Annotated in this window: 18 protein-coding genes; 8 read left to right on the top strand and 10 right to left on the bottom strand. The window is 68.5% G+C overall.

Features of this window, described 5'->3' with window-relative positions:
• Window positions 1–109: 109 nt before the first annotated feature.
• From EJP67_RS27985 to EJP67_RS27965, 5 genes are read left to right on the top strand one after another with little or no spacing between them, the layout of a single operon-like run.
• The gene (locus EJP67_RS27985) at window positions 110–511 is read left to right on the top strand and encodes an acyl-CoA thioesterase (RefSeq protein ID WP_126025006.1); all 402 of its coding nucleotides are present in this window, start codon (window positions 110–112) and stop codon (window positions 509–511) included.
• The gene (gene prpC / locus EJP67_RS27980) at window positions 508–1,677 is read left to right on the top strand and encodes a bifunctional 2-methylcitrate synthase/citrate synthase (protein WP_126025005.1); all 1,170 of its coding nucleotides are present in this window, start codon (window positions 508–510) and stop codon (window positions 1,675–1,677) included. The genes EJP67_RS27985 and prpC overlap by 4 nt, the downstream gene beginning before the upstream one ends.
• A gap of 35 nt (window positions 1,678–1,712) precedes the next feature.
• Entirely contained in the window at window positions 1,713–4,313 is a 2,601-nt protein-coding gene (gene acnD / locus EJP67_RS27975) for a Fe/S-dependent 2-methylisocitrate dehydratase AcnD (RefSeq protein WP_126025004.1), read from the top strand.
• Window positions 4,314–4,330: 17 nt separating this feature from the next.
• Window positions 4,331–5,524 carry a 2-methylaconitate cis-trans isomerase PrpF gene (gene prpF, locus EJP67_RS27970; protein ID WP_126025003.1) on the top strand — a complete coding sequence of 398 codons (1,194 nt, stop codon included), beginning with the start codon at window positions 4,331–4,333 and terminating at the stop codon, window positions 5,522–5,524.
• A 44-nt stretch (window positions 5,525–5,568) separates the two neighbouring features.
• Window positions 5,569–6,432 carry an isocitrate lyase/PEP mutase family protein gene (locus EJP67_RS27965; protein ID WP_126025002.1) on the top strand — a complete coding sequence of 288 codons (864 nt, stop codon included), beginning with the start codon at window positions 5,569–5,571 and terminating at the stop codon, window positions 6,430–6,432.
• A 21-nt stretch (window positions 6,433–6,453) separates the two neighbouring features.
• Here the strand turns inward: EJP67_RS27965 and EJP67_RS27960 are convergent, their stop codons facing one another.
• The gene (locus EJP67_RS27960) at window positions 6,454–6,900 is read right to left on the bottom strand and encodes a universal stress protein (RefSeq protein WP_126025001.1); all 447 of its coding nucleotides are present in this window, start codon (window positions 6,898–6,900) and stop codon (window positions 6,454–6,456) included.
• A 175-nt stretch (window positions 6,901–7,075) separates the two neighbouring features.
• On the opposite strand from EJP67_RS27960, the gene EJP67_RS27955 reads away from it, so the two are divergent.
• Window positions 7,076–7,420: a FlxA-like family protein gene (locus tag EJP67_RS27955; protein ID WP_126025000.1), complete on the top strand. Its 345-nt coding sequence runs from the start codon at window positions 7,076–7,078 to the stop codon at window positions 7,418–7,420.
• Window positions 7,421–7,444: 24 nt separating this feature from the next.
• Here EJP67_RS27955 and EJP67_RS27950 read toward each other — a convergent pair whose 3' ends face one another.
• Complete coding sequence (locus tag EJP67_RS27950; RefSeq protein WP_126024999.1) at window positions 7,445–7,993, bottom strand: MarR family winged helix-turn-helix transcriptional regulator; 549 nt, start codon at window positions 7,991–7,993, stop codon at window positions 7,445–7,447.
• Window positions 7,994–8,204: 211 nt separating this feature from the next.
• Between EJP67_RS27950 and EJP67_RS27945 the strand changes: the two genes are divergently transcribed.
• Window positions 8,205–9,191: a tripartite tricarboxylate transporter substrate-binding protein gene (locus tag EJP67_RS27945; RefSeq protein ID WP_126024998.1), complete on the top strand. Its 987-nt coding sequence runs from the start codon at window positions 8,205–8,207 to the stop codon at window positions 9,189–9,191.
• A gap of 35 nt (window positions 9,192–9,226) precedes the next feature.
• Here the strand turns inward: EJP67_RS27945 and EJP67_RS27940 are convergent, their stop codons facing one another.
• The 4 genes from EJP67_RS27940 to EJP67_RS27925 are packed head-to-tail and all read right to left on the bottom strand — an operon-like array spanning window position 9,227 to window position 13,094.
• A complete protein-coding gene (locus tag EJP67_RS27940) occupies window positions 9,227–10,393 on the bottom strand; it encodes a mandelate racemase/muconate lactonizing enzyme family protein (protein WP_126024997.1) in 1,167 nt (388 codons plus the stop codon).
• Window positions 10,394–10,430: 37 nt separating this feature from the next.
• A complete protein-coding gene (locus EJP67_RS27935) occupies window positions 10,431–11,141 on the bottom strand; it encodes an SDR family NAD(P)-dependent oxidoreductase (RefSeq protein WP_126024996.1) in 711 nt (236 codons plus the stop codon).
• Window positions 11,131–12,102, bottom strand: a complete 972-nt coding sequence (locus EJP67_RS27930) for a Bug family tripartite tricarboxylate transporter substrate binding protein (protein ID WP_126024995.1) — start codon at window positions 12,100–12,102, stop codon at window positions 11,131–11,133. Before EJP67_RS27930 ends, EJP67_RS27935 begins: the two co-directional genes overlap by 11 nt.
• 53 nt (window positions 12,103–12,155) lie before the next feature.
• The gene (locus EJP67_RS27925; RefSeq protein ID WP_126024994.1) at window positions 12,156–13,094 is read right to left on the bottom strand and encodes a dihydrodipicolinate synthase family protein; all 939 of its coding nucleotides are present in this window, start codon (window positions 13,092–13,094) and stop codon (window positions 12,156–12,158) included.
• A gap of 117 nt (window positions 13,095–13,211) precedes the next feature.
• Here EJP67_RS27925 and EJP67_RS27920 point away from each other — a divergent pair, with 117 nt between their 5' ends.
• Window positions 13,212–14,147 (top strand): LysR family transcriptional regulator, encoded by a 936-nt coding sequence (locus tag EJP67_RS27920; protein WP_126024993.1) that lies wholly within the window; start codon window positions 13,212–13,214, stop codon window positions 14,145–14,147.
• Between the two features lie 120 nt (window positions 14,148–14,267).
• Here EJP67_RS27920 and EJP67_RS27915 read toward each other — a convergent pair whose 3' ends face one another.
• Genes EJP67_RS27915 through EJP67_RS27900 form a run of 4 tightly spaced genes read right to left on the bottom strand, consistent with a single transcriptional unit; the run spans window position 14,268 to window position 19,244 of the window.
• The gene (locus EJP67_RS27915; protein ID WP_126024992.1) at window positions 14,268–16,658 is read right to left on the bottom strand and encodes an LPS-assembly protein LptD; all 2,391 of its coding nucleotides are present in this window, start codon (window positions 16,656–16,658) and stop codon (window positions 14,268–14,270) included.
• 38 nt (window positions 16,659–16,696) lie between these two features.
• Window positions 16,697–17,386 carry a response regulator gene (locus tag EJP67_RS27910; RefSeq protein WP_126024991.1) on the bottom strand — a complete coding sequence of 230 codons (690 nt, stop codon included), beginning with the start codon at window positions 17,384–17,386 and terminating at the stop codon, window positions 16,697–16,699.
• Between the two features lie 4 nt (window positions 17,387–17,390).
• A complete protein-coding gene (locus tag EJP67_RS27905) occupies window positions 17,391–18,128 on the bottom strand; it encodes a nuclease-related domain-containing protein (protein WP_126024990.1) in 738 nt (245 codons plus the stop codon).
• Window positions 18,129–18,146: 18 nt separating this feature from the next.
• Window positions 18,147–19,244, bottom strand: coding sequence for a hypothetical protein (locus tag EJP67_RS27900; RefSeq protein ID WP_126024989.1), 1,098 nt, complete (start codon window positions 19,242–19,244; stop codon window positions 18,147–18,149).
• Window positions 19,245–19,454 lie beyond the last annotated feature (210 nt).

Raw genomic sequence — 19,454 nt, 5'->3', positions numbered from 1 at the left:
TGCTGCATCTTTAGTGTTCGCAATATTTGCAAATCAGGCGTTTTCTATTCGCAATGATTGGCAAATTCAGTCCTTCATTATGGGTACGCATTTGCGTAAATTGCGAATCATGACAAACCGGAACACCGCGCTCGAGCTCACGGAAATCGTGTTCCCGGAGCATGCGAACCACTACGGCACGCTGTTCGGCGGCAACGCCCTGATGCTGATGTCCAAGGCGGCCTTCCTGGCGGCGCGCGACTTCGCGCAGGCCGACGTGGTCATGGCCGGCTGCGGCGACGCGCAGTTCCTCGCGCCCGTGCCGGTCGGCAGCGTGCTTCGGCTGCGCGCCTGGGTCAGCCGGCAGGGCCGCAGCTCGCTCACCGTCAGCGTCACCGGCAGCTTCGAGCAACTGGGGCAGGCGCCGCGCGAGGCGCTGCACTCCTTCTTCGAGATGGTCGCCGTGGACAAGAGCGGGCGGCCCAGGCGCATCCCCAACGCACAACCGAATCCAGAAAAGGAAGCAGCATGAACGACATCGCCTCCCCTGCCGAAGCCCCCACCGGCTTCAAGCCGAAGAAGTCCGTGGCCCTGTCCGGCGTGACGGCCGGCAACACCGCGCTGTGCACCGTCGGGCGCACCGGCAACGACCTGCACTACCGCGGCTACGACATCCTCGACATCGCCGAGGTCTGCGAGTTCGAGGAGATCGCGCACCTGCTGGTGCACGGCAAGCTGCCCACGGCGGCGGAGCTGCGCGCCTACAAGGCGAAGCTCAGGTCGATGCGCGGCCTGCCCGCGAGCCTGAAGGAGGCGCTGGAGCAACTGCCCGCCGGCGCGCATCCGATGGACGTGATGCGTACCGGCGTGTCGTCGCTGGGCTGCATGCTTCCAGAGAAGGAAGACCACAACCTGCCGGGCGCGCGCGACATCGCCGACCGGCTGATGGCTTCGCTGGGCTCGATGCTGCTGTACTGGTACCACTGGTCCACGCAGGGCAAGCGCATCGACGTGGAGACCGGCGACGACTCCATCGGTGGCCACTTCCTCCACCTGCTGCATGGCCGCAAGCCCTCCGAGGCCTGGGTGCGCGCGATGCACACCTCGCTCAATCTCTACGCCGAGCACGAGTTCAACGCATCGACCTTCACCGCGCGCGTGGTGGCGGGCACCGGCTCCGACATGTACTCGGCCATCACCGGCGCCATCGGCGCGCTGCGCGGGCCCAAGCACGGCGGCGCCAACGAGGTGGCCTTCGAGATCCAGAAGCGCTACGACTCGCCCGGCGAAGCCGAGGCCGACATCCGCCGCCGGGTGGAGGCCAAGGAGGTGGTGATCGGCTTCGGCCACCCGGTCTACACGGTGAGCGATCCGCGCAACGTGGTCATCAAGGGCGTGGCGAGGTCGCTGTCGCAGGAGGCGGGCTCGACCAAGATGTTCGACATCGCCGAGCGGCTCGAAGGCGTGATGTGGGAAGTCAAGAAGATGTTTCCCAACCTCGACTGGTTCAGCGCCGTGAGCTATCACATGATGGGCGTGCCCACGGCCATGTTCACGCCGCTCTTCGTCATCGCGCGCACCTCGGGCTGGGCGGCGCACATCATCGAGCAGCGCGTCGACAACAAGATCATCCGGCCCAGCGCCAACTACACCGGGCCGGAAGACCTGAAGTTCGCGCCGATCCAGGATCGGAAGTAAAAAGACAAGAAGGCAAGAGGCCCGAGCGCCGCCCCATGAACACCCAGTACCGCAAGAACCTTCCCGGCACTTCGCTGGACCATTTCGACGCGCGCGAGGCCGTCGAGGCCCTGCGTCCAGGCGCATGGGCCACGCTACCCTATACGTCGCGCGTGCACGCCGAGAATCTTGTGCGCCGCTGCGATCCGGCCATCCTCGAACAGAGCCTGCGGCAGATCGTCGAAGGCAAGCGCGAGCACGACTTTCCGTGGTTTCCGGCGCGCGTGGTGTGCCACGACATCCTGGGCCAGACCGCGCTGGTCGACCTGGCCGGCCTGCGCGACGCCATTGCCGAGCAGGGCGGCGACCCGGCGCAGGTGAACCCGGTGGTGCCGGTGCAGCTCATCGTCGACCATTCGCTGGCGGTGGAGTGCGGCGGCTTCGACCCCGATGCCTTCGAGAAGAACCGCGCCATCGAGGACCGGCGCAACGAAGACCGCTTCCACTTCATCGACTGGACGAAGCGGGCCTTCAGGAATGTGGAGGTGATACCGCCGGGCAACGGAATCATGCATCAGATCAACCTGGAGCGGATGTCGCCCGTGGTGCATGCGCAAAACGGCGTGGCCTACCCCGACACGCTGGTCGGCACCGACAGCCACACGCCGCACGTCGACGCGCTGGGCGTCATCGCCATCGGCGTGGGTGGACTGGAGGCCGAGAACGTGATGCTGGGCCGGGCCTCGTGGATGCGCCTGCCCGTCATCGTCGGCGTGAGGCTCTCGGGCCGGCCGCAGCCGGGCATCACCGCCACCGACGTGGTGTTGGCGCTCACCGAGTTCCTGCGCCAGTCGAAGGTGGTGGGCGCGTACCTGGAGTTCCATGGCGAAGGCGCCGCGAGCCTCACGCTGGGCGACCGCGCGACCATTTCCAACATGGCACCCGAGTACGGCGCCACGGCCGCGATGTTCGCGATCGACCAGCAGACCATCGACTACCTGCGCCTCACCGGCCGCAGCGACGAGCAGGTGCGGCTGGTGGAAACCTATGCGAAGCACACCGGCCTGTGGGCCGATGCGCTGAAGGACGCGGTGTACGAGCGCGTGCTGCACTTCGACCTCTCGACGGTGGTGCGCAACATGGCGGGCCCGTCGAATCCGCATGCGCGCGTGGCCACGACCGAGCTCGCGGCGCGCGGCATCGCGGCGCCCTGGCGCGAAGAGCCGGGCCGCATGCCCGACGGCGCCGTGATCATCGCGGCCATCACCAGCTGCACCAATACCAGCAACCCGCGCAACGTGATCGCCGCCGGCCTGCTGGCGCGCAATGCCAACCGGCTTGGGCTCGTGCGCAAGCCCTGGGTCAAGTCCTCGCTGGCGCCGGGTTCCAAGGCCGTGACGCTGTACCTGCAAGAGGCCGGCCTGATGGGCGAGCTCGAAAAGCTCGGCTTTGGCGTGGTGGCCTATGCCTGCACCTCGTGCAACGGCATGTCGGGCGCGCTCGATCCGGCGATACAGCAGGAGATCGTCGAGCGCGACCTGTACGCGACCGCCGTGCTCTCGGGCAACCGCAACTTCGACGGCCGCATCCATCCGTATGCGCGGCAGGCCTTCCTTGCCTCGCCGCCGCTGGTGGTTGCCTACGCCATCGCCGGCACCGTGCGCTTCGACATCGAGCGCGACGTGCTCGCCGTGGTCGAGGGCAGGGAAGTGCGGCTGAAGGACATCTGGCCCGACGACGCGGAGATCGACGCCATCGTGAAGTCCTGCGTGAAGCCCGCGCACTTCCGCGAGGCGTACGAGCCGATGTTCGCGATCCGGCCCGATGCGGGCGACAAGGTGGCGCCGCTGTACGACTGGCGCCCCGCCTCCACCTACATCCGCCGCCCGCCCTACTGGGAGGGCGCGCTGGCCGGCGAGCGCACGCTCAGGGGCATGCGGCCGCTGGCGATCCTGCCGGACAACATCACCACCGACCACCTCTCGCCCTCCAACGCGATCCTGCTGGACAGCGCCGCCGGCGAGTACCTCCACAAAATGGGCCTGCCCGAGGAGGACTTCAATTCCTACGCCACCCATCGCGGCGACCACCTCACGGCGCAGCGCGCCACCTTCGCCAACCCGACCCTCAGGAACGAAATGGTGCGCAAGGAAGACGGCAGCGTGCGCGCCGGCTCGCTGGCGCGCGTGGAGCCCGAAGGGCAGGTCATGCGCATGTGGGAGGCCATCGAAACCTACATGCTGCGCAGGCAGCCGCTGATCATCGTGGCGGGCGCCGACTACGGCCAGGGCTCCTCGCGCGACTGGGCCGCCAAGGGCGTGCGCCTCGCGGGCGTGGAGGCCATCGCGGCCGAGGGCTTCGAGCGCATCCACCGCACCAACCTGATCGGCATGGGCGTGCTGCCGCTCGAATTCAAGCCCGGCACCAGTCGCCTCACGCTGGGCCTGGACGGCACCGAGACCTACGACGTGACCGGCGCGCGCGAGCCGCGCGCCGACCTCACGCTGGTGGTCCGCCGCCGCAACGGCGAGCGGCTCGAAGTGCCGATGACCTGCCGCCTCGACACCGCAGAGGAAGTTTCGATCTACGAAGCGGGCGGTGTGCTGCAGCGCTTCGCACAGGATTTCCTCGCCTGCGCCACACCCGTGGCCGCATGAACCGAGAATCGCAGCCCATGGCTTCCTTCGCACCACAGATCAGGATTCCCGCCACCTACATGCGCGGCGGCACCAGCAAGGGCGTGTTCTTCCGCCTGCAGGACCTGCCCAAGGCCGCGCAGGTGCCCGGCAAGGCGCGCGATGCGCTGCTGCTGCGCGTCATCGGCAGCCCCGACCCCTACGGCAAGCAGATCGACGGCATGGGCGCCGCCACCTCGAGCACCAGCAAGGCGGTGATTCTTTCGAAGAGCGACAGGCCCGGCCATGACGTGGACTACCTCTTCGGCCAGGTGTCGATCGACCAGCCCTTCGTCGACTGGAGCGGTAATTGCGGCAACCTGTCGGCGGCGGTCGGGCCCTTCGCGATTTCCAATGGCCTCGTCGACTCGAGCCGCGTGCCGCGCGACGGCGTGGCGGTGGTGCGCATCTGGCAGGCCAACATCGGCAAGACCATCGTCGCGCACGTGCCCATCAGCGACGGCGCGGTGCAGGAGACCGGCGACTTCGAACTCGACGGCGTGACCTTCCCGGCCGCCGAGGTGCAGCTCGAATTCATGGACCCGGCTGCGGAAGAAGAGGGCGCGGGCGGCGCGATGTTTCCGACCGGCAATCTGGTCGACGAGCTCGAGGTGCCGGGCGTCGGCAGGCTGCGCGCGACGATGATCAACGCCGGCATCCCGACCATCTTCGTGGAGGCCGAGGCCATCGGCTACACGGGCGCCGAGCTGCAGGACGCGATCAACGGCGACGCCGCCGCGCTCGCGAAGTTCGAAGCCGTCCGCGCGCATGGCGCGGTGCGCATGGGGCTCATCAAGAACATCGGCGAAGCGGCAGGGCGCCAGCACACGCCCAAGGTCGCGTTCGTCGCGAGGCCAGCGAACTACACGGCTTCCAGCGGCAAGCCGGTCGCGGCGGGCGATGTCGACCTGCTGGTGCGCGCGCTGTCCATGGGCAAGCTGCACCACGCCATGATGGGCACGGCGGCGGTGGCCATCGGCACGGCGGCGGCCATTCCGGGCACGCTGGTCAACCTCGCGGCCGGCGGCGGCGAGCGCTCGGCGGTGCGCTTCGGCCATCCCTCGGGCACGCTGCGCGTCGGCGCGCAGGCCAGCCGGGTCGATGGCGAATGGCGCGTGACCAAGGCCGTGATGAGCCGCAGCGCCCGCGTGCTGATGGAAGGCTGGGTGCGCGTGCCCGGCGATACGCTCTGACCTCCGGAATCAGCAAGACAACGCAACACAACAAGGAAGAACCGATGTCGACTCGCAAGACCCTCCGAGCCCTGGCCGAAGCGCGCCGGGGCGTGCTGGTGCCGGGTGCCTTCAACGCGCTGTCGGCGCGCGTGATCGAGGACCTGGGCTTCGAGGCCATCTACGTCACCGGCGCGGGCGTCACCAACATGTGGTTCGGCCTGCCCGACCAGGGCTTCATGGGCCTGCACGAGATCGCCGACCACACGGCGCGCATCCGCGACGCGGTGGGCCTGCCGCTGATCGTGGATGCCGACACCGGCTTCGGCAACGCGCTCAACGTGCGCCACACGGTGCGCGTGCTGGAGCGCGCGGGCGCCGACTGCATCCAGTTCGAGGACCAGGTCGCGCCCAAGCGCTGCGGCCACTTCTCGGGCAAGGACGTGATCTCCACCGAGGAGGCAGTCAACAAGATCAAGGCTGCCGTCGATGCGCGCACCGACCCCGATCTGCTCGTCATGGCCCGCACCGACGCCGCCGCCACGCTGGGCTTCGAGGCCGCCATCGAGCGCGCGCAGAAGTTCAGCGAGGCGGGTGCAGACATCCTCTTCGTGGAGGCCGTGACCACGGCCGACGAGATCCGCGCGCTGCCGCAGCGGCTGAAGAAGCCGCAGCTCATGAACATGGTGATCGGCGGCAGGACGCCGATCTTCGGCGCCGAGGAACTCGCCGGGCTGGGCTACGGCATCGTGCTGTATGCCAACGCGGCGCTGCAGGGGGCAGTCGCCGGCATGCAGAAGGCGCTGACGGTGCTGCGCGACACGAAGCGCGTGGACGAAGACCCGGCGCTGGTCGTGCCCTTCGCGGAACGCCAGCGGCTGGTGGGCAAGCCCGAACTCGACGCGCTGGAGAAGCGGTACGCGAGCTGAGCAGGAGAAGGGCTGGCGCCGCTAGCGCAGCACCAGCACCGGGATGTGAGAGTGCGTCAGCACATGCAGCGTCTCGCTGCCCATCAGCAGGCGCGCCAGGCTGCGCCGGCCGTGGGAGGCCATCACGATCAGGTCGCACTGCTGGTTCTTCGCGGCCGCGATGATGGCCTCGGCCACCTGGTTCGACTTCATGACCACCGCCCTCGGATTGCGCACGCCCCTGGCGGTGGCGGCGGCGACCGACTTGTCGACCAGCCGGCGCGCGGCATGGTCCGACTGCTCCTGCGCGGCCTCGATGTCGCGCTGGCTCAGCATCAGCGATCCTTCGAAGTAGCCGACGGGCTCGATGTGCGCGACGGTGACGCTCACCAGTTCGGCGTTGCAGAGCAGGGCCAGATCGATGGCGGCATTGACCGCCTGCTCCGACAGCGCAGAGCCATCGGTTGCCACGAGAACACGCTTGTACATGGCAGGCTCCTTGGCCCCCGGCACCGCGGGTGCCCTCGGATTCCAGTCTAGTCGGCCATGGCGGCGGTGCAAGCGGTCGCGGGCGATGGAGGCGCGATCAGAGGCGGCCCTCTATTTTTCGCGCCGGCTGCCGATATAGCTTCTTTCCCTTGCGGACAACCAGAGGAGGACAGAGATGCTCAATGCCATCGGCGCGAGCGGCGGCGCAACAGGCAGCGGGGTCAACGTGAACGCCGAGATCGCGAAGATCCAGCGGCAGATCACCGCCACGCAGAAACAGATCGGCGAGACGCAGGCCCAGCTGCTCGCCGCGCCCGAGGAGGCCCGCGATGCGATCCGGATGCAGCTCGAGGCGCTCGCGGCGAAGCTCGCGATGCTGCAGCAGCAGATGAATGCGCTGCGCAACGCCGGCGTCCAGCAGAGCGCGATGGCCTCGCTGGAGGAAGGCGCCGCGGGTACGCAGCGCGCCAGTCGCGGTGCGTCGGGCACGCTCGGCAGCGTGGTGGACGTGCAGGCCTGACCGCCCGCTTGATCGCCCGCGGGGTCAGCCGCCGCGCTCGGGCCAGCGGTGCCGCGTTCCGCCCGAGCGCCGGTCCGCCTTTTCCGCCACCACGCCCTGCGCGAGCAGTTCCTCGCCGCGCTGCTCCAGGTGGTGCAGGCAGCGCAGGAGGGCGTCCAGGTCCGCGGGCGCCACGCCTTCCAGCAGTTCCGTGTTCAGCCCCGCGATGCGCGGAAAGAGCCTGCCGAAGAGCTGCTGGCCCGAGGCGCTCAGCCGCACATGCACTTCGCGCCGGTCTTCCGCGTTCTGCCGGCGCTGCACCAGCTTCTTCTCGACGAGGCTGCGCAGTCCGCGCGAGGTGCGCACACGGTCCAGGTGCAGCTGGGTGGCCAGCGCCGAGGAGGTCATCTCGCCCTCCTGGGCGAGCGTGGCGATCATTCCCCACTCGCGGCGCGTGATGCCGAAGCCGCCCTCGACCAGCCGCGTCGCCATGCCGCTGCCCGCGCGCACGGCGCGCGCCATGCGGTAGAGCAGCAGGTCGTCCAGTGAATGGGGCGCGCGCAACGCTCCTGCATCGGGGAAAGCTTGTTGCATACAGGTGACGGAACGTGAAGGGCGCGAGCGGTTGAAGTGTGGTTCGCCCGCCTCGGCAGGCACTTGATTGATTAGATCAACTGTTTCCCTGTACGTATAAACCAGTAACAAATTTGAACGACCGGAAACAGTCTTGGTGCGCGATTTTCGCCGCGAAACCGCGCCTGCCCGTCCCTCCGTTCGTGCCCACCTCCGCAGGAGACCCGATCCGATGCCCGCATTCCTTTCCCGGCGCAAGCTCATCATGGCATGGGGCGTCGCCCTGGCCGCCTGCGCTCCCCTGGCCCAGGCCCAGGCGCCCGCCGCGCTGGACGGCGGGCCGCTCACCCTCGTGGTCGGCTATGCCCCGGGCGGCAGCACCGACCGCATCGCGCGGCTGATCGCCGAGCGGCTCACGCCGAAGCTCGGCGTGCAGGTGAGCGTGGAAAACCGTCCGGGTGAAGGCGGTCGTCTCGCGGCCAAGGAAGTGAAGCGCGCGCCCACCACGCAGAACGTGCTGATGCTCGGCAACCCCGCCGTGATGGTGGTTGCGCCGCTGGTCATCAAGGACGCGGGCTACGACCCCGACAAGGACTTCGTGCCCGTTTCGCAGGTCAGCAGCTACGACTTCGCGCTGGCCGTCGGCAGCAAGCTCCAGCTCGACCGCGCGATGTTCCTCGTGGGCCGGCTGTGGGCCCATCCTGAAGAAGCCATCTTCGGCGTGCCCGCCACCGGCAGCCTGCCGCACTTCTTCGGCCTGATGGTGGGCGACGCGCTGAGCGTGCAGCCGCAGATCAAGGGTTATGGCGGCTCGGCGCCGCTGGCGGCCGACCTGGTCAACGGCAGCCTGCCGATTGCCATCGACACGCTCGACTCGCTCTATCCGCAGCACGTGGCCGGCAAGATCCGCATCCTGGCCACCTCGGGCAAGAAGCGCGCGAGCTTCGCGCCCAACATCCCGACCTTCAGCGAGGCCGGCATGAAGATCGACGCCGACGGCTGGAACACCTTCTTCGCGCCAGCGGCCATGCCGCCCGCCAAGGTGCAGCTGCTGGCCAATTCGATCCGCGACGTGATGAAGGACCCGGGCCTGCACAAGGCGGCCGACGCGCTCTTCATCACGCCCGTGTCCAGCAACGCGGCGGAAACGACGCAGATGTTGAAGGCCTACCGCGCGCAGTGGGAACCCGTGGTCCGCCGCTCGGGGTTCCATCCCTGAGCCTCGCACCGTCGGCCCGGTAGCTCGTCAGTTCATCAGCTGGCGAGCGCCCGCATCTCGGAGATCAGATCGGCCTTGCCTTCGAAGCCGATGCCCGGCAGTGGCGGCAGGGTGACGTAGCCGTTGTCCACCTTCACGCCGTCGGGGAAGCCGCCGTAGGGCTGGAACAGGTCGGGGTAGCTCTCGTTGCCGCCGAGGCCGAGGCCGGCCGCGATGGCCAGCGACATCTGGTGGCCGCCGTGCGGAATGCAGCGCGAGGGCGACCAGCCGTTCTCCTTCAGCATGTCGAGCGTGCGCAGGTACTCGACGAGGCCGTAGCTCAGCGCGCAGTCGAACTGCAGCCAGTCGCGGTCGGGGCGCATGCCGCCGTGGCGGATGAGGTTGCGCGCGTCCTGCATCGAGAACAGGTTCTCACCCGTGGCCATCGGGCCGGCATACACCTCGCCCAGCTTGGCCTGCAGTTCGTAGTCCAGCGGATCGCCGGCCTCTTCGTACCAGAAGAGCGGGTACTGCGAGAGCGCGCGGCCGTAGTTGACGGCGGTGGGCAGGTCGAAGCGGCCGTTGGCGTCCACCGCGAGCTGCTGGCCGGGGCCGAGGATCTTCAGCACCGACTCGATGCGCTCGCAGTCCTCGGCCAGCGTGGCGCCGCCGATCTTCATCTTCACCACCGAGTAGCCGCGCTCCAGGTAGCTGGTCATCTCGCGCTGCAGACCTTCGAGGCCTTTGCCGGGGTAGTAGTAGCCGCCGGCCGCGTAGACGAACACGCGCGGGTCGGGCTTGCCGGTGCCGTAGCGTTCGGCCAGCAGCTGGTAGAGCGGCTTGCCGGCGATCTTGGCGGTGGCGTCCCACACGGCCATGTCGATGGTGCCCACGGCCACCGAGCGCTCGCCATGGCCGCCGGGCTTCTCGTTGATCATCATGCGGGCCCAGATCTTGTGCGGATCGAGGTTGTCGCCGGTCTCGTCGAGCAGCGAGGCCGGGTCGGCCTCCAGCAGGCGCGGCAGGAAGCGCTCGCGGATCAGCCCGCCCTGGCCGTAGCGGCCGTTGGAATTAAAACCGTAGCCGACGACGGGCCTGCCGTCGCGGATCACGTCGGTGACCACCGCCACGAGGCTCAGGGTCATCTTCGAGAAATCGATGTAGGCGTTGCGGATGTCCGACTTGATGGGGCGGGTGGATTCGAGGATGTTGACGATTTTCATGATCGGGTTCCGGGTGGAAGGGGGGAGAGAAAGAGGTTCAGAGATGCAGCGACGAGCCGCCGCAGATCGGGATGTCCTGCCCCGTGATGGCCGCCGCCTGCGGCGAAAGAAGAAAGCCGGTGAGCGCCGCGATCTCCTCGGGCTGGATCAGCCGGCCGATGGGCGGCAGGCGCGGCGCGCTGCCCGCGCGGGCCGGGTCCTGAAGCATCGATGTCTGCGTTGCGCCGGGCGACACCACGTTCACGGTCACGCCGCGCGCCGCCACTTCCGCGGCCCAGCTTCGTGCGAGCGCGATCAGCGCGGCCTTGGTCGCGGCGTACTGGCCGCGCCCGGGCAGGCCCTGCGCGACGCGGCTGCCGACGAACACCACGCGGCCGTTGCCACGCGCCGCCATCGCGGGCACGAGCGCGTCGGCCAGGCGCGTGGCAGCGTCCACGTGCAGGCGCCACATCAGTTCGCCGCTCGCATGGTCGAGTTCGCCCAGCGGGCCGACGCGCAGCACGCCGGCCGCGTGCACCAGCGCGCCCGCGTCCTGCAGCGCCGAGGCGGTGCGCGCGATGGCGGCGGCGTCGCTGAGGTCCACCGCCACGTGCGAGAAGCCGGCGTGAGAAGACAGGGTAGGCGCGGCCAGGTCCAGCCCGCTCACGCGCCAGCCCGACTGCAGCAGGTGCGAAGCGATGGCGCGGCCGATGCCGCCGCTGCTGCCCGTCACCACGGCGTGGGGCGCTGCAGCGAACTCATTCGACATGGATGTTGCCCTCGGTGATGATCTTCTTCGAGCGCGCCATGTCCTCGGCCTGGAACTTCGCGAAGTCCTCGACGCTGCCCGGCGTCAGCAGCAGGCCCTGCGCGTTCAGCGTCTCGCGCATGTCGGTGCCCAGCGCCTTGTTGACCTCGGCGTTCAGCCGCTGCGTGATGGCCGGCGGCAATTTCGCCGGGCCCCACAGGCCGTACCAGCTGTAGAACTCGTAGCCCGGAATGCTCTCGCCCACCGTGGGCACGTTCGGCAGGCTGGCAGCGCGCGTGGCCGAGGTGACGGCAATCACCTTCAGCATGCCGCTCTTGTGGTACTGCAGCGAGCCGAGGATCGGGTCGATGAAGCCGTCGATCTGCCCGCCGATCAGGTCCTGGAAGGCAGGCGCCGTGCCCTTGTACGGCACGATCAGGTAGTCGAGCCCGCCGCCCGCGCGCTTGAGCAGCTCGGTCGACAGGTGCCCCGCCGAGCCGATGGAGCCCACCGCGAAGGTCATCTTGCCGGGGTGCGCCTTGGCGTAGGCGATGAGCGACTTCACGTCGTTCACCGGCAGGTTCTTGTTGACCGCCACCGACAGCGGCGCCTTGGCCACCAGCGCCACCGGGGTGAAGTCCCTCACCACCTCGTAGGGCACCGACTTCATGGTCATCGGCGCGGTGGTGAAGGTCGATGCGTTGAACAGCAGCGTGTAGCCGTCGGCCGGCGCCTTCGACACCACGTCGGCGCCGATCACGCCGTTGCCGCCGGGGCGGTTCTCCACGATGAAGGTCTGGCCCGTCTGCTCGCCCAGCTTCTGCGCCAGCAGGCGGCCGACCGTGTCGAGCGTGCCGCCGGGCGGGAAGGGAATCACCATGCGCACCGGGCGGGCGGGCCAGTTCTGGGCGAGGCCGGCGGTCGATACGGCGGCCAGCGCGAGCGCGGCCAGCGTGGCGCGCAGGAAGTGCTTGCGTTGCATGTCTCTTGTCTCCTGGTTTTCTTTTCATCGAGGGGCGCGGCGGCCCCCTGCTGTCAGCGCTTCGACAGGCCCGCCTGCTCGACGGCGGCGCGCAGCGCGTCCATCTCGCGCGCGTTGGGCGCCTCCGTGGGCGGGCGCACCGTGGCGTTCTCCAGCACGCCGGCCAGGTACATGCCGCCCTTCATGCGGGCGTGGGCCTCGCCGGTGGGCTCGCCGCCGCCGTACACCGCGTCCTTCAGCGGCGTGATGAGCGCCTGCACCGCCATCGCCTTCTTCAGGTCGCCGGCCTTCACCGCGTTCCACAGGTCGATGATGAGTTGCGGGATGAAGGTCGCGAAGCCGACCAGCGCGCCGTCCACGCCCTGCACCATCGACGCCAGCAGGTACTCGTCGTGGCAGGTGAGGATGGCCTTGGAGGCATCGGCCTCGCGAATCGCCTGGATGTCGCGGGCGTACTTGTTCATGTCGCGCTGGCCCACCTTGAAGGCCTGCAGGTAGGGCAGGCGCGCCAGTTCGGCCAGCAACTGCGACGAATACGAGGCGCGCGTCCAGGCCGGGTACACGTGGCAGACCAGGTCCAGTTCGGGCGCGGCGCGGTGGATGGCCTCGAAGTACTGCAGCGCGTGGCCGGGCGTGAAGCCGAAGCGCAGCCAGTGGTGCGGCGGCATCACGTCCAGCGCCACCGCGCCGGCGGCCTGGGCGGCGCGGGCGTGCTCGGCGGCTTCGGCCAGGCCTTCGCAGACGATCGACGAGATCACCGGCATGCGGCCGCGCAACTCGTCGGCGACGATGCGCGTGACCTCGGCGCGCTCCGAGGGCGTGAGCGAGAACACCTCGCCGGTGTGGCCGTTGGTCATGACCGCCACCACGCCGTCATGGCCGGCGAGCCAGGAGGCCAGCTTGCGCAGCGCGGGTTCGTCGATGCGGTGGTCGGCCGTGAAGGGGCAGGAAATGGCGGGAATGATCCCGCGATAATTCGCGATGGAAGGCATGCTGTGTCTCCGTGGTGGTTCAAGGTGCAGGAATGGGTGCATCTTTTGCCGGCGGGGTGCGGACCGTCCAATACTCGAATCGCATACAACTATTCAACCCGACCGACCGCGCAGCGCATGGGCCCCGGCAACCGACCCCTCGACCTCGAATGGCTGGAAGACTTCCTGGCCCTGGCCGAGACCGGCAATTTCTCGCGCGCCGCGCAGGCGCGCTCCATCGCGCAGCCCGCCTTCAGCCGCCACATCCGCTCGCTGGAGGAATGGGTGGGCGTCGATCTGTTCGACCGCAGCGCGCACCCCACCGCGCTCACCGCTGCGGGCAAGCGCTTCCAGCCGCTGCTGCAGGAAGTGCTGGCGGGCCTGGAGGCCGCGCGCATCAAGGCCCGCGCCGCGCACGACCTGGCCGCGGCCAGCCTGAGCTTCGCCGCCACGCATGTGCTCTCGCTCACCTTCTTTCCGCGCTGGCTCGCCGGCGTGGAATCGCGGCTGAGCATGGGCCCGATCCAGACCGTCTCCGACAGCTCCTACGCCTGCGAAGACCTGATGCTGCAGCGCCGCGTGCAGTTCGTGCTGTGCCACGGCCATGCCGATGCGCCGGGCCGGCTCGACGAGGCGCAGTACCCCGTGCGGCGGCTGAGCGAAGACGTGCTCGTGCCCGTGAGTGCGCCCGATACCGGCGGCGCCCCGCTGCATGCGCTGGGCAAGGGCCAGTCGCCCTCCGTGCTGGCCTACAGCGAAGCCTCGGGCCTGGGCCGCATCATGCGTGCCATCCAGGACATCGAGTTCGGCAAGGACTTCGCCACCTCGCTGTCCATCGTGTTCACCGCGCACCATGCCGCGCTGCTGCGCACCATGGCACTCGAAGGCCGCGGCCTCGCATGGCTGCCGATGAGTTTGGTGTCGGACGACCTGCGCGGCGGCGCGCTGGTCGATGCCGGCGCGGGCGGCTGGCGCGTGCCGGTGGACATACGCCTGTACCGCCAGCAGGCGCAGATGGCGCCGGTGGCGGAGGCGTTGTGGGGGCTGGTCAGCGAAAGCTCCTCGGTCGCCTGACTGGCACGGCTTGTTCGTGGGACACCGCGGAACCGGCTTTGCCGGGCCGCAGGTGTCGCCCCCGGGTGAGGGGGTTGGCGCCGCGACACGAAGTGCGCGAAGCCTGGGGGAGTTCCATTTCTAGTCGTAGTTGGTGAAGCGGCTGGGCTCCTGCGTCTGCGGATTCAGCGGCTGATAACCCTGAATGTTCTGCAGCAGCGTGCTCGTCGGGTTCGAGCCGATGTTGCCGAAGCCGTTGAACTGGATCTGGAACATCAGCCGCGTGTCGGGCGTCGTGCGGCCCGACACCAGCCGCTCCAGCACCACGCGGCCGACCCAGCAGCAGGCGTTGTACTCGGCGCCGATCAGGCTGTCTGACATCGCGCGGTCGTGCAGGCTGTAGCTCAGCCGGCCCACCGCGTACCAGCGGCCCGGATCGCCGGGCTTTCTTTCGCCGAAGAGCCCTCTGGTCAGCTCGCTCAGCGGCCACTGCCAGTTGAAGTCCACCGTCTTCGTGCCGTCGTTCGCGGTGGTGGTGGTGTCGGCCTGGTAGCGGAAGGCCGCGGTGAGCGTGTGATACGGCGCGGGCGTGTAGCGCAGGGTGAGCGCGTCGCGCGTGCTCTTGCCGGTGTCCATGTTGTACTGGGCCAGGCCGTCGATGCTCCACTTGGGGTTCCAGTGCACCTGCCCGCCGAGGATGAAATCGCCCGAGCGGTCGGTCACTGCGGTGCCGCCCGGCAGCGTGACGTTCTGGTCGCTGAAGCGCAAGCGCTGCGCGATGCCGAAGCGCGCCGACTCGGCGCCGGTGGTCGGGTCGATCAGCCGCGTGGTCACGCCCGTGGTCAGCGTGTTGGTGTCGGAGATGCGGTCGTTGCCCGAGAACGCGTTCTCCGTGTAGAGCGTGGCGAAGCTGATGTCGTTGGCGGCCGTGTCGTACACCGGCAGCTGGCTCTGGTCGCGGTAGGGCGTGCGCACGTAGAAAGCTCGTGGCTCCAGCGTCTGGCGCCATGCGCGGCCGAAGAGATTGGTGTCGCGCTCGAACACCAGGCCGCTGCCGAGGCTCACGGTGGGCACCACGCTGCTGATGGAGGTCGCGCCGCTGGCCAGCGCCGAGTCGAGCTGGTAGGAGGCCGTGTGCAGCAGCAGCTTCGGAATGACGTAGCCGCCCGGCGTGATCCACGGCCGGCTGATCTGCAGGTTGCCCACCATGCGCTCGCCATTGGGCTGCTTGATGCCGTTGAGCGTGGGCGAGTAGGCCGAATCGACCTCGAAGCGTGAGTAGTCCAGCGTGCCCGACACGTCGAAGCCGTGCCAGTCGTACTTGTTGTAGTTGGCCGTGATCTGCGGCACGCGGTTGTACGAGGGCGTGATCGGCGAGGCCGCGTATTGCAGCGTCTGGTAGGAGAGGGTGCGCGCCTGGCCGCTCCAGTCGCCCTTGCTCCAGTTGAGGTCCACCTCGTTGGTGAGCGTGCGCGAGGTCAGCGTGGGCGAGTGCGTGAAGTCGCGCCAGTAGTCGTCGTCGCTCACGCGGTTGATGTTGAACGAGGTGCTCAGCGAGTCCAGCCCGAAGGGCTTGGGGTCGAACTGCTGGCTGTGCCTGGCCCACAGGCCCCAGCGGTTGCGGTCGCGCAGGCTGTCGCTGGGCATCTCGTCGATGCGGATCTGGCCGCTGTAGGTCTTCTCCAGGTAGCGGAACTCGGTGCCCACGTTCACGCCCCGGTTGCTCATGAGCTCCGGGTACAGCGTGAGGTCGCGGTTCGGCGCGATGTTCCAGTAGTAGGGCTGCAGGTACTCGAAGCCGTTGGTGGTGTCGAAGCCGATCACCGGCGGCAGCAGGCCACTCTGGCGCGCGTTGCTCAGCGGGAAGCTCACCGACGGTATGGGCGGGGTGGTGATGCCGAGGAAGGTGATCTGCGCGTCGGTGGCGGTCGCGAGGTTGGTCTCGGAGTCGGTGGTCATCGTGACCGCCGTGAGCATCCACGCGGGCATCCAGCCCGGGTAGTTCTCGCGCAGGCAGGTGGTGTAGGTGACGTGCCGCGCCACCGACACCTTCGGATCGACGAAGTCGATGCGCTCTGCCTTGCCGTGCGCACCGTTGGCCAGCAGCGTGTAGCGCACATGGTCGAAGAAGCCCTCGAAGCTCTCGACCTTCAGATGCAGCTCGGGGCCCTCGTACACGTTGCCGGCCTGGTTCAGGTGCACGTTGCCGGTGGCCGTGGCGAGGTCGCCCGGCGGCTGGTATTCGAGCCTGTCGGCGGTGATGCGCGTGTCGCCGCGCCGCAGCGTGGCATTGCCCTCCACCGTCACTTCGAGGTCGGGCCGGCCGCCGAGCCTGTCGCCGTCGACGATGCTGGGGCGCAGGCCGCGCTCGGCCGGCGGAATGGTCTCTGCCAGCTCGGGCGTTCGGTGCAGCGTGAGCGGCGCCTCGGTCCATGTGTCTTCCTGTGCCGTGGCCGCCTGCGCGCGCAGCATGAGCAGCGAAAGCAGCACCATCGGCGGCAGCGGAAACAAGCCGCGCCAGCGTAGTTTCATGTGAAGAGAAGAATGTGCGGAGAGAGGCCGGTATCCGCTCAGGCGTCCTGCCTGGCCTGCGATTCCCATGCGAAGCCGACGCCGTAGACCGAGCGGATCCAGTCGTGCGCGGCCGAGACGGTGGCCAGCTTCTTCCTGAGGTTCTTGATGTGCGTATCGACCACGCGCTCGTTGACGTCCAGCGCTTCCGGGAACGCAGCTTCGAGCAGCTTGGAGCGCGTCAGCACCTTGCCCGGCTCCATGGAGAGCGCGCGCAGCAGCAGCGACTCGCGCCGCGTCAGCGGCAGGTAGTGCCCGTCGAGGATCGCGCAGCCGCGCACCGCGCCGAAGGTGATCGGCATGCCCGGGCGCGCTACGCGCTGGCGCTGCGCGTAGCGGCGCAGCACAGTGTCGATGCGCACCGCCACCTCGCGGGGGGAGAAGGGCTTGCACACGTAGTCGTCGGCGCCCAGATCGAAGCCGCGCAGCCGGTCCGACTCCTGCGCGCGTGCGGTCAGCATGATGATCGGGTGGTCGCTGCGCGCGCGGATCTTCTCCAGTATCTGCAGGCCGCTGACGCGCGGCAGTTCCACGTCGAGCAGGGTGAGCGCGGGCGGCGAGGTCAGGATGCGGTGCAGCGCGACCGCGCCGTCCTCGATGTGCTCGGTCTCGTGCCCCGCGCGGCGCAGTTCGTCGAGCAGCACCGAGGCGGCGTCGTGGCCTTCCTCCACCAGCAGGATGCGGCTCATCGCGTCATTGCAGCTTCAGGGCCCCGGGCTGCGCGGTGCGCTCGCGGCAGTTGCGCATGTGGTCGTCCACCGTCAGGTCGCCCTGCAGGTCGGTCAGCAGCTGCAGCGTGCGGTCGATGGCGGCGTTGTCGAGCATGGGGTAGCCCTGCTCGCTGCGGCCGTTGTTGCGCGCCACGCGCGCGATGTAGGGAAGGTCTTGCGGCGTGATGACGACGGTGGGCATCACGCCTTCGAGCTCCACGCCGTCGAAGGGCAGCATCACGAAGTACTGCACGCGCAGGTCGGAAGGCATCAGGCTGCGCAGGTGCGTGGTCTTGCGGCCGCACTGCCAGGCCGGGTCCTTCACCTCGCGTGCCAGCGAGTGCCCGTGCTGGCGCAGGAACCAGCGCGGCACCGTTTGCGTGGAGGTCTTGCGATACACCACCGCGTTGCGCCAGCCCTTCACCTCGAACAGGTACACGCCGGCCTCGCAAACCAGCGCAACATCGAAGCGGGCCGTGGGAACGGCGCTGCCTTCGTACATGGGAATGACGAGGTCGCGCAGCACGTGCATGCGTCCGAACGCAGGCTGGAACGCGGCGGCGAGCTGCTGGATGGCCAGCGTGGTGGCGGCGCTGGTCGCGGGTTCGCTGTCGGGGGAGCAGGCGCGGCGCGCGAGCGCGGCGGGGTCCGGCTTCTTGTGTCCGTGGCCGGCCAGTGTCAGCACGGGGCGGGCCGGAACTTTGTGCAGGGCTGTGGTCATTCGGTGCTCCTTCGGAACTCAAGGATTGCGCAACTTTCGGGAGACTTTGTGCAGAAACGGCAATTGCTCGTTCTGTCCCGTGCGCTCGGTTTTTGCGGAGCGCGGGTCGGCGATGGTGTCGATGGATGCGCCGCTTCCGATGCTTCCCATGAGAACGACCCATGCGAGCGCGAGCTCGCCGTTGGCCGCGGCCAGCACATGCAGGTCGAGCAGCAGGCCCTGGAAGTCCTCCATGAGCTGCACTTCTGAAATCTCTCCGCGGTCGCGCCGCCGCTTCGACACCTCGAAGCCCGCGCGCGCATTCACCACGCGCGCGTAGGCGGTGTTTGCGATGTCGCTCTGCATCTGCAGGCGGCGCAGCGCCTCGGCGACCTGCTCGCGCGCCTGCGCGACCGCGCGTGCATAGAGCGGCTTGCCGGGCACTTCGATGTCCTGCGCTTCGTCGGTTGCCGCCGCATCGATGGTGCCCGCGGGCATCGCCGCCGGGTCAGCGTCGTAGAGCGCGGCAGCCAGGTTGATGTCGTTCCTGTTGGCGAGCACCGTCATCGGCAGCTCGCGCGGCACCTCGGCCGCGAAGCGGGGAAGCGATTTGTCCTGCAATGCATCGGCGAGCATCTCGCCGAGCGCCGCTTCGCTCATGTGGCACTGTTTCGCGAGGTAGGCGATGTAGCTCGCGCGCTGTGCCTGCAGCTTCTCGATGGTGGCCTGCGCGCCCGACTGGCGCTGCGCGAGCTGTTTCGCAAAGTCGTCGTACGGCAGCTTCGCGCCCTTGATCAGCATCGTCTGCCGCGCGATGGCCGCGCGCGTGTTCTCCAGGTAGCTCGACTCCAGCGTCTTCACCTTGAGCGCGATGTAGGCCGCGGCAATGCCGGCTTCGGCATTGCCGTCGCGCGACGCGGCCATCAACCTGTCCAGCGCGGGGTCTTCGAAGGCGGACCACCAGGAGCGTGTGTCCGCCTGCGCGCGTGGCGCAGTGGGTGCTCCTTGCGTGGCATGGCCGGCGAGCATGTGCGCGGCAAGCTGCTGCGAAGTGCGATGGACCATCGCGATGCTCGTGCTGGCGCAGGCGATGGCGAGTGCGCCGCACACGGCCGCCAGCAGGGTTCTTGAACGCATCACCTTCGGGTCTCCAGCTTCGTCATGCACGGATCTTTTCAGGCGATCTGGGAGAAATTTGAAGGGCGGTGTAACGCTCACGCGAAGAGGTCTGATGTGCGCGAACAACACTCCGCGCGCAGGAAAACCAAACCACCAAATTCCTCCCGAATTGGACGAAACGATGCGTACAGCCGGTCGATACCGAGCGGCCGCAACAGACCTGAAACT

This window comes from Variovorax guangxiensis, from assembly GCF_003952165.1.
GTDB classification, from domain to species: Bacteria; Pseudomonadota; Gammaproteobacteria; order Burkholderiales; family Burkholderiaceae_C; genus Variovorax; species Variovorax guangxiensis.
This window is presented reverse-complemented; position numbering and strand designations above follow the sequence as displayed.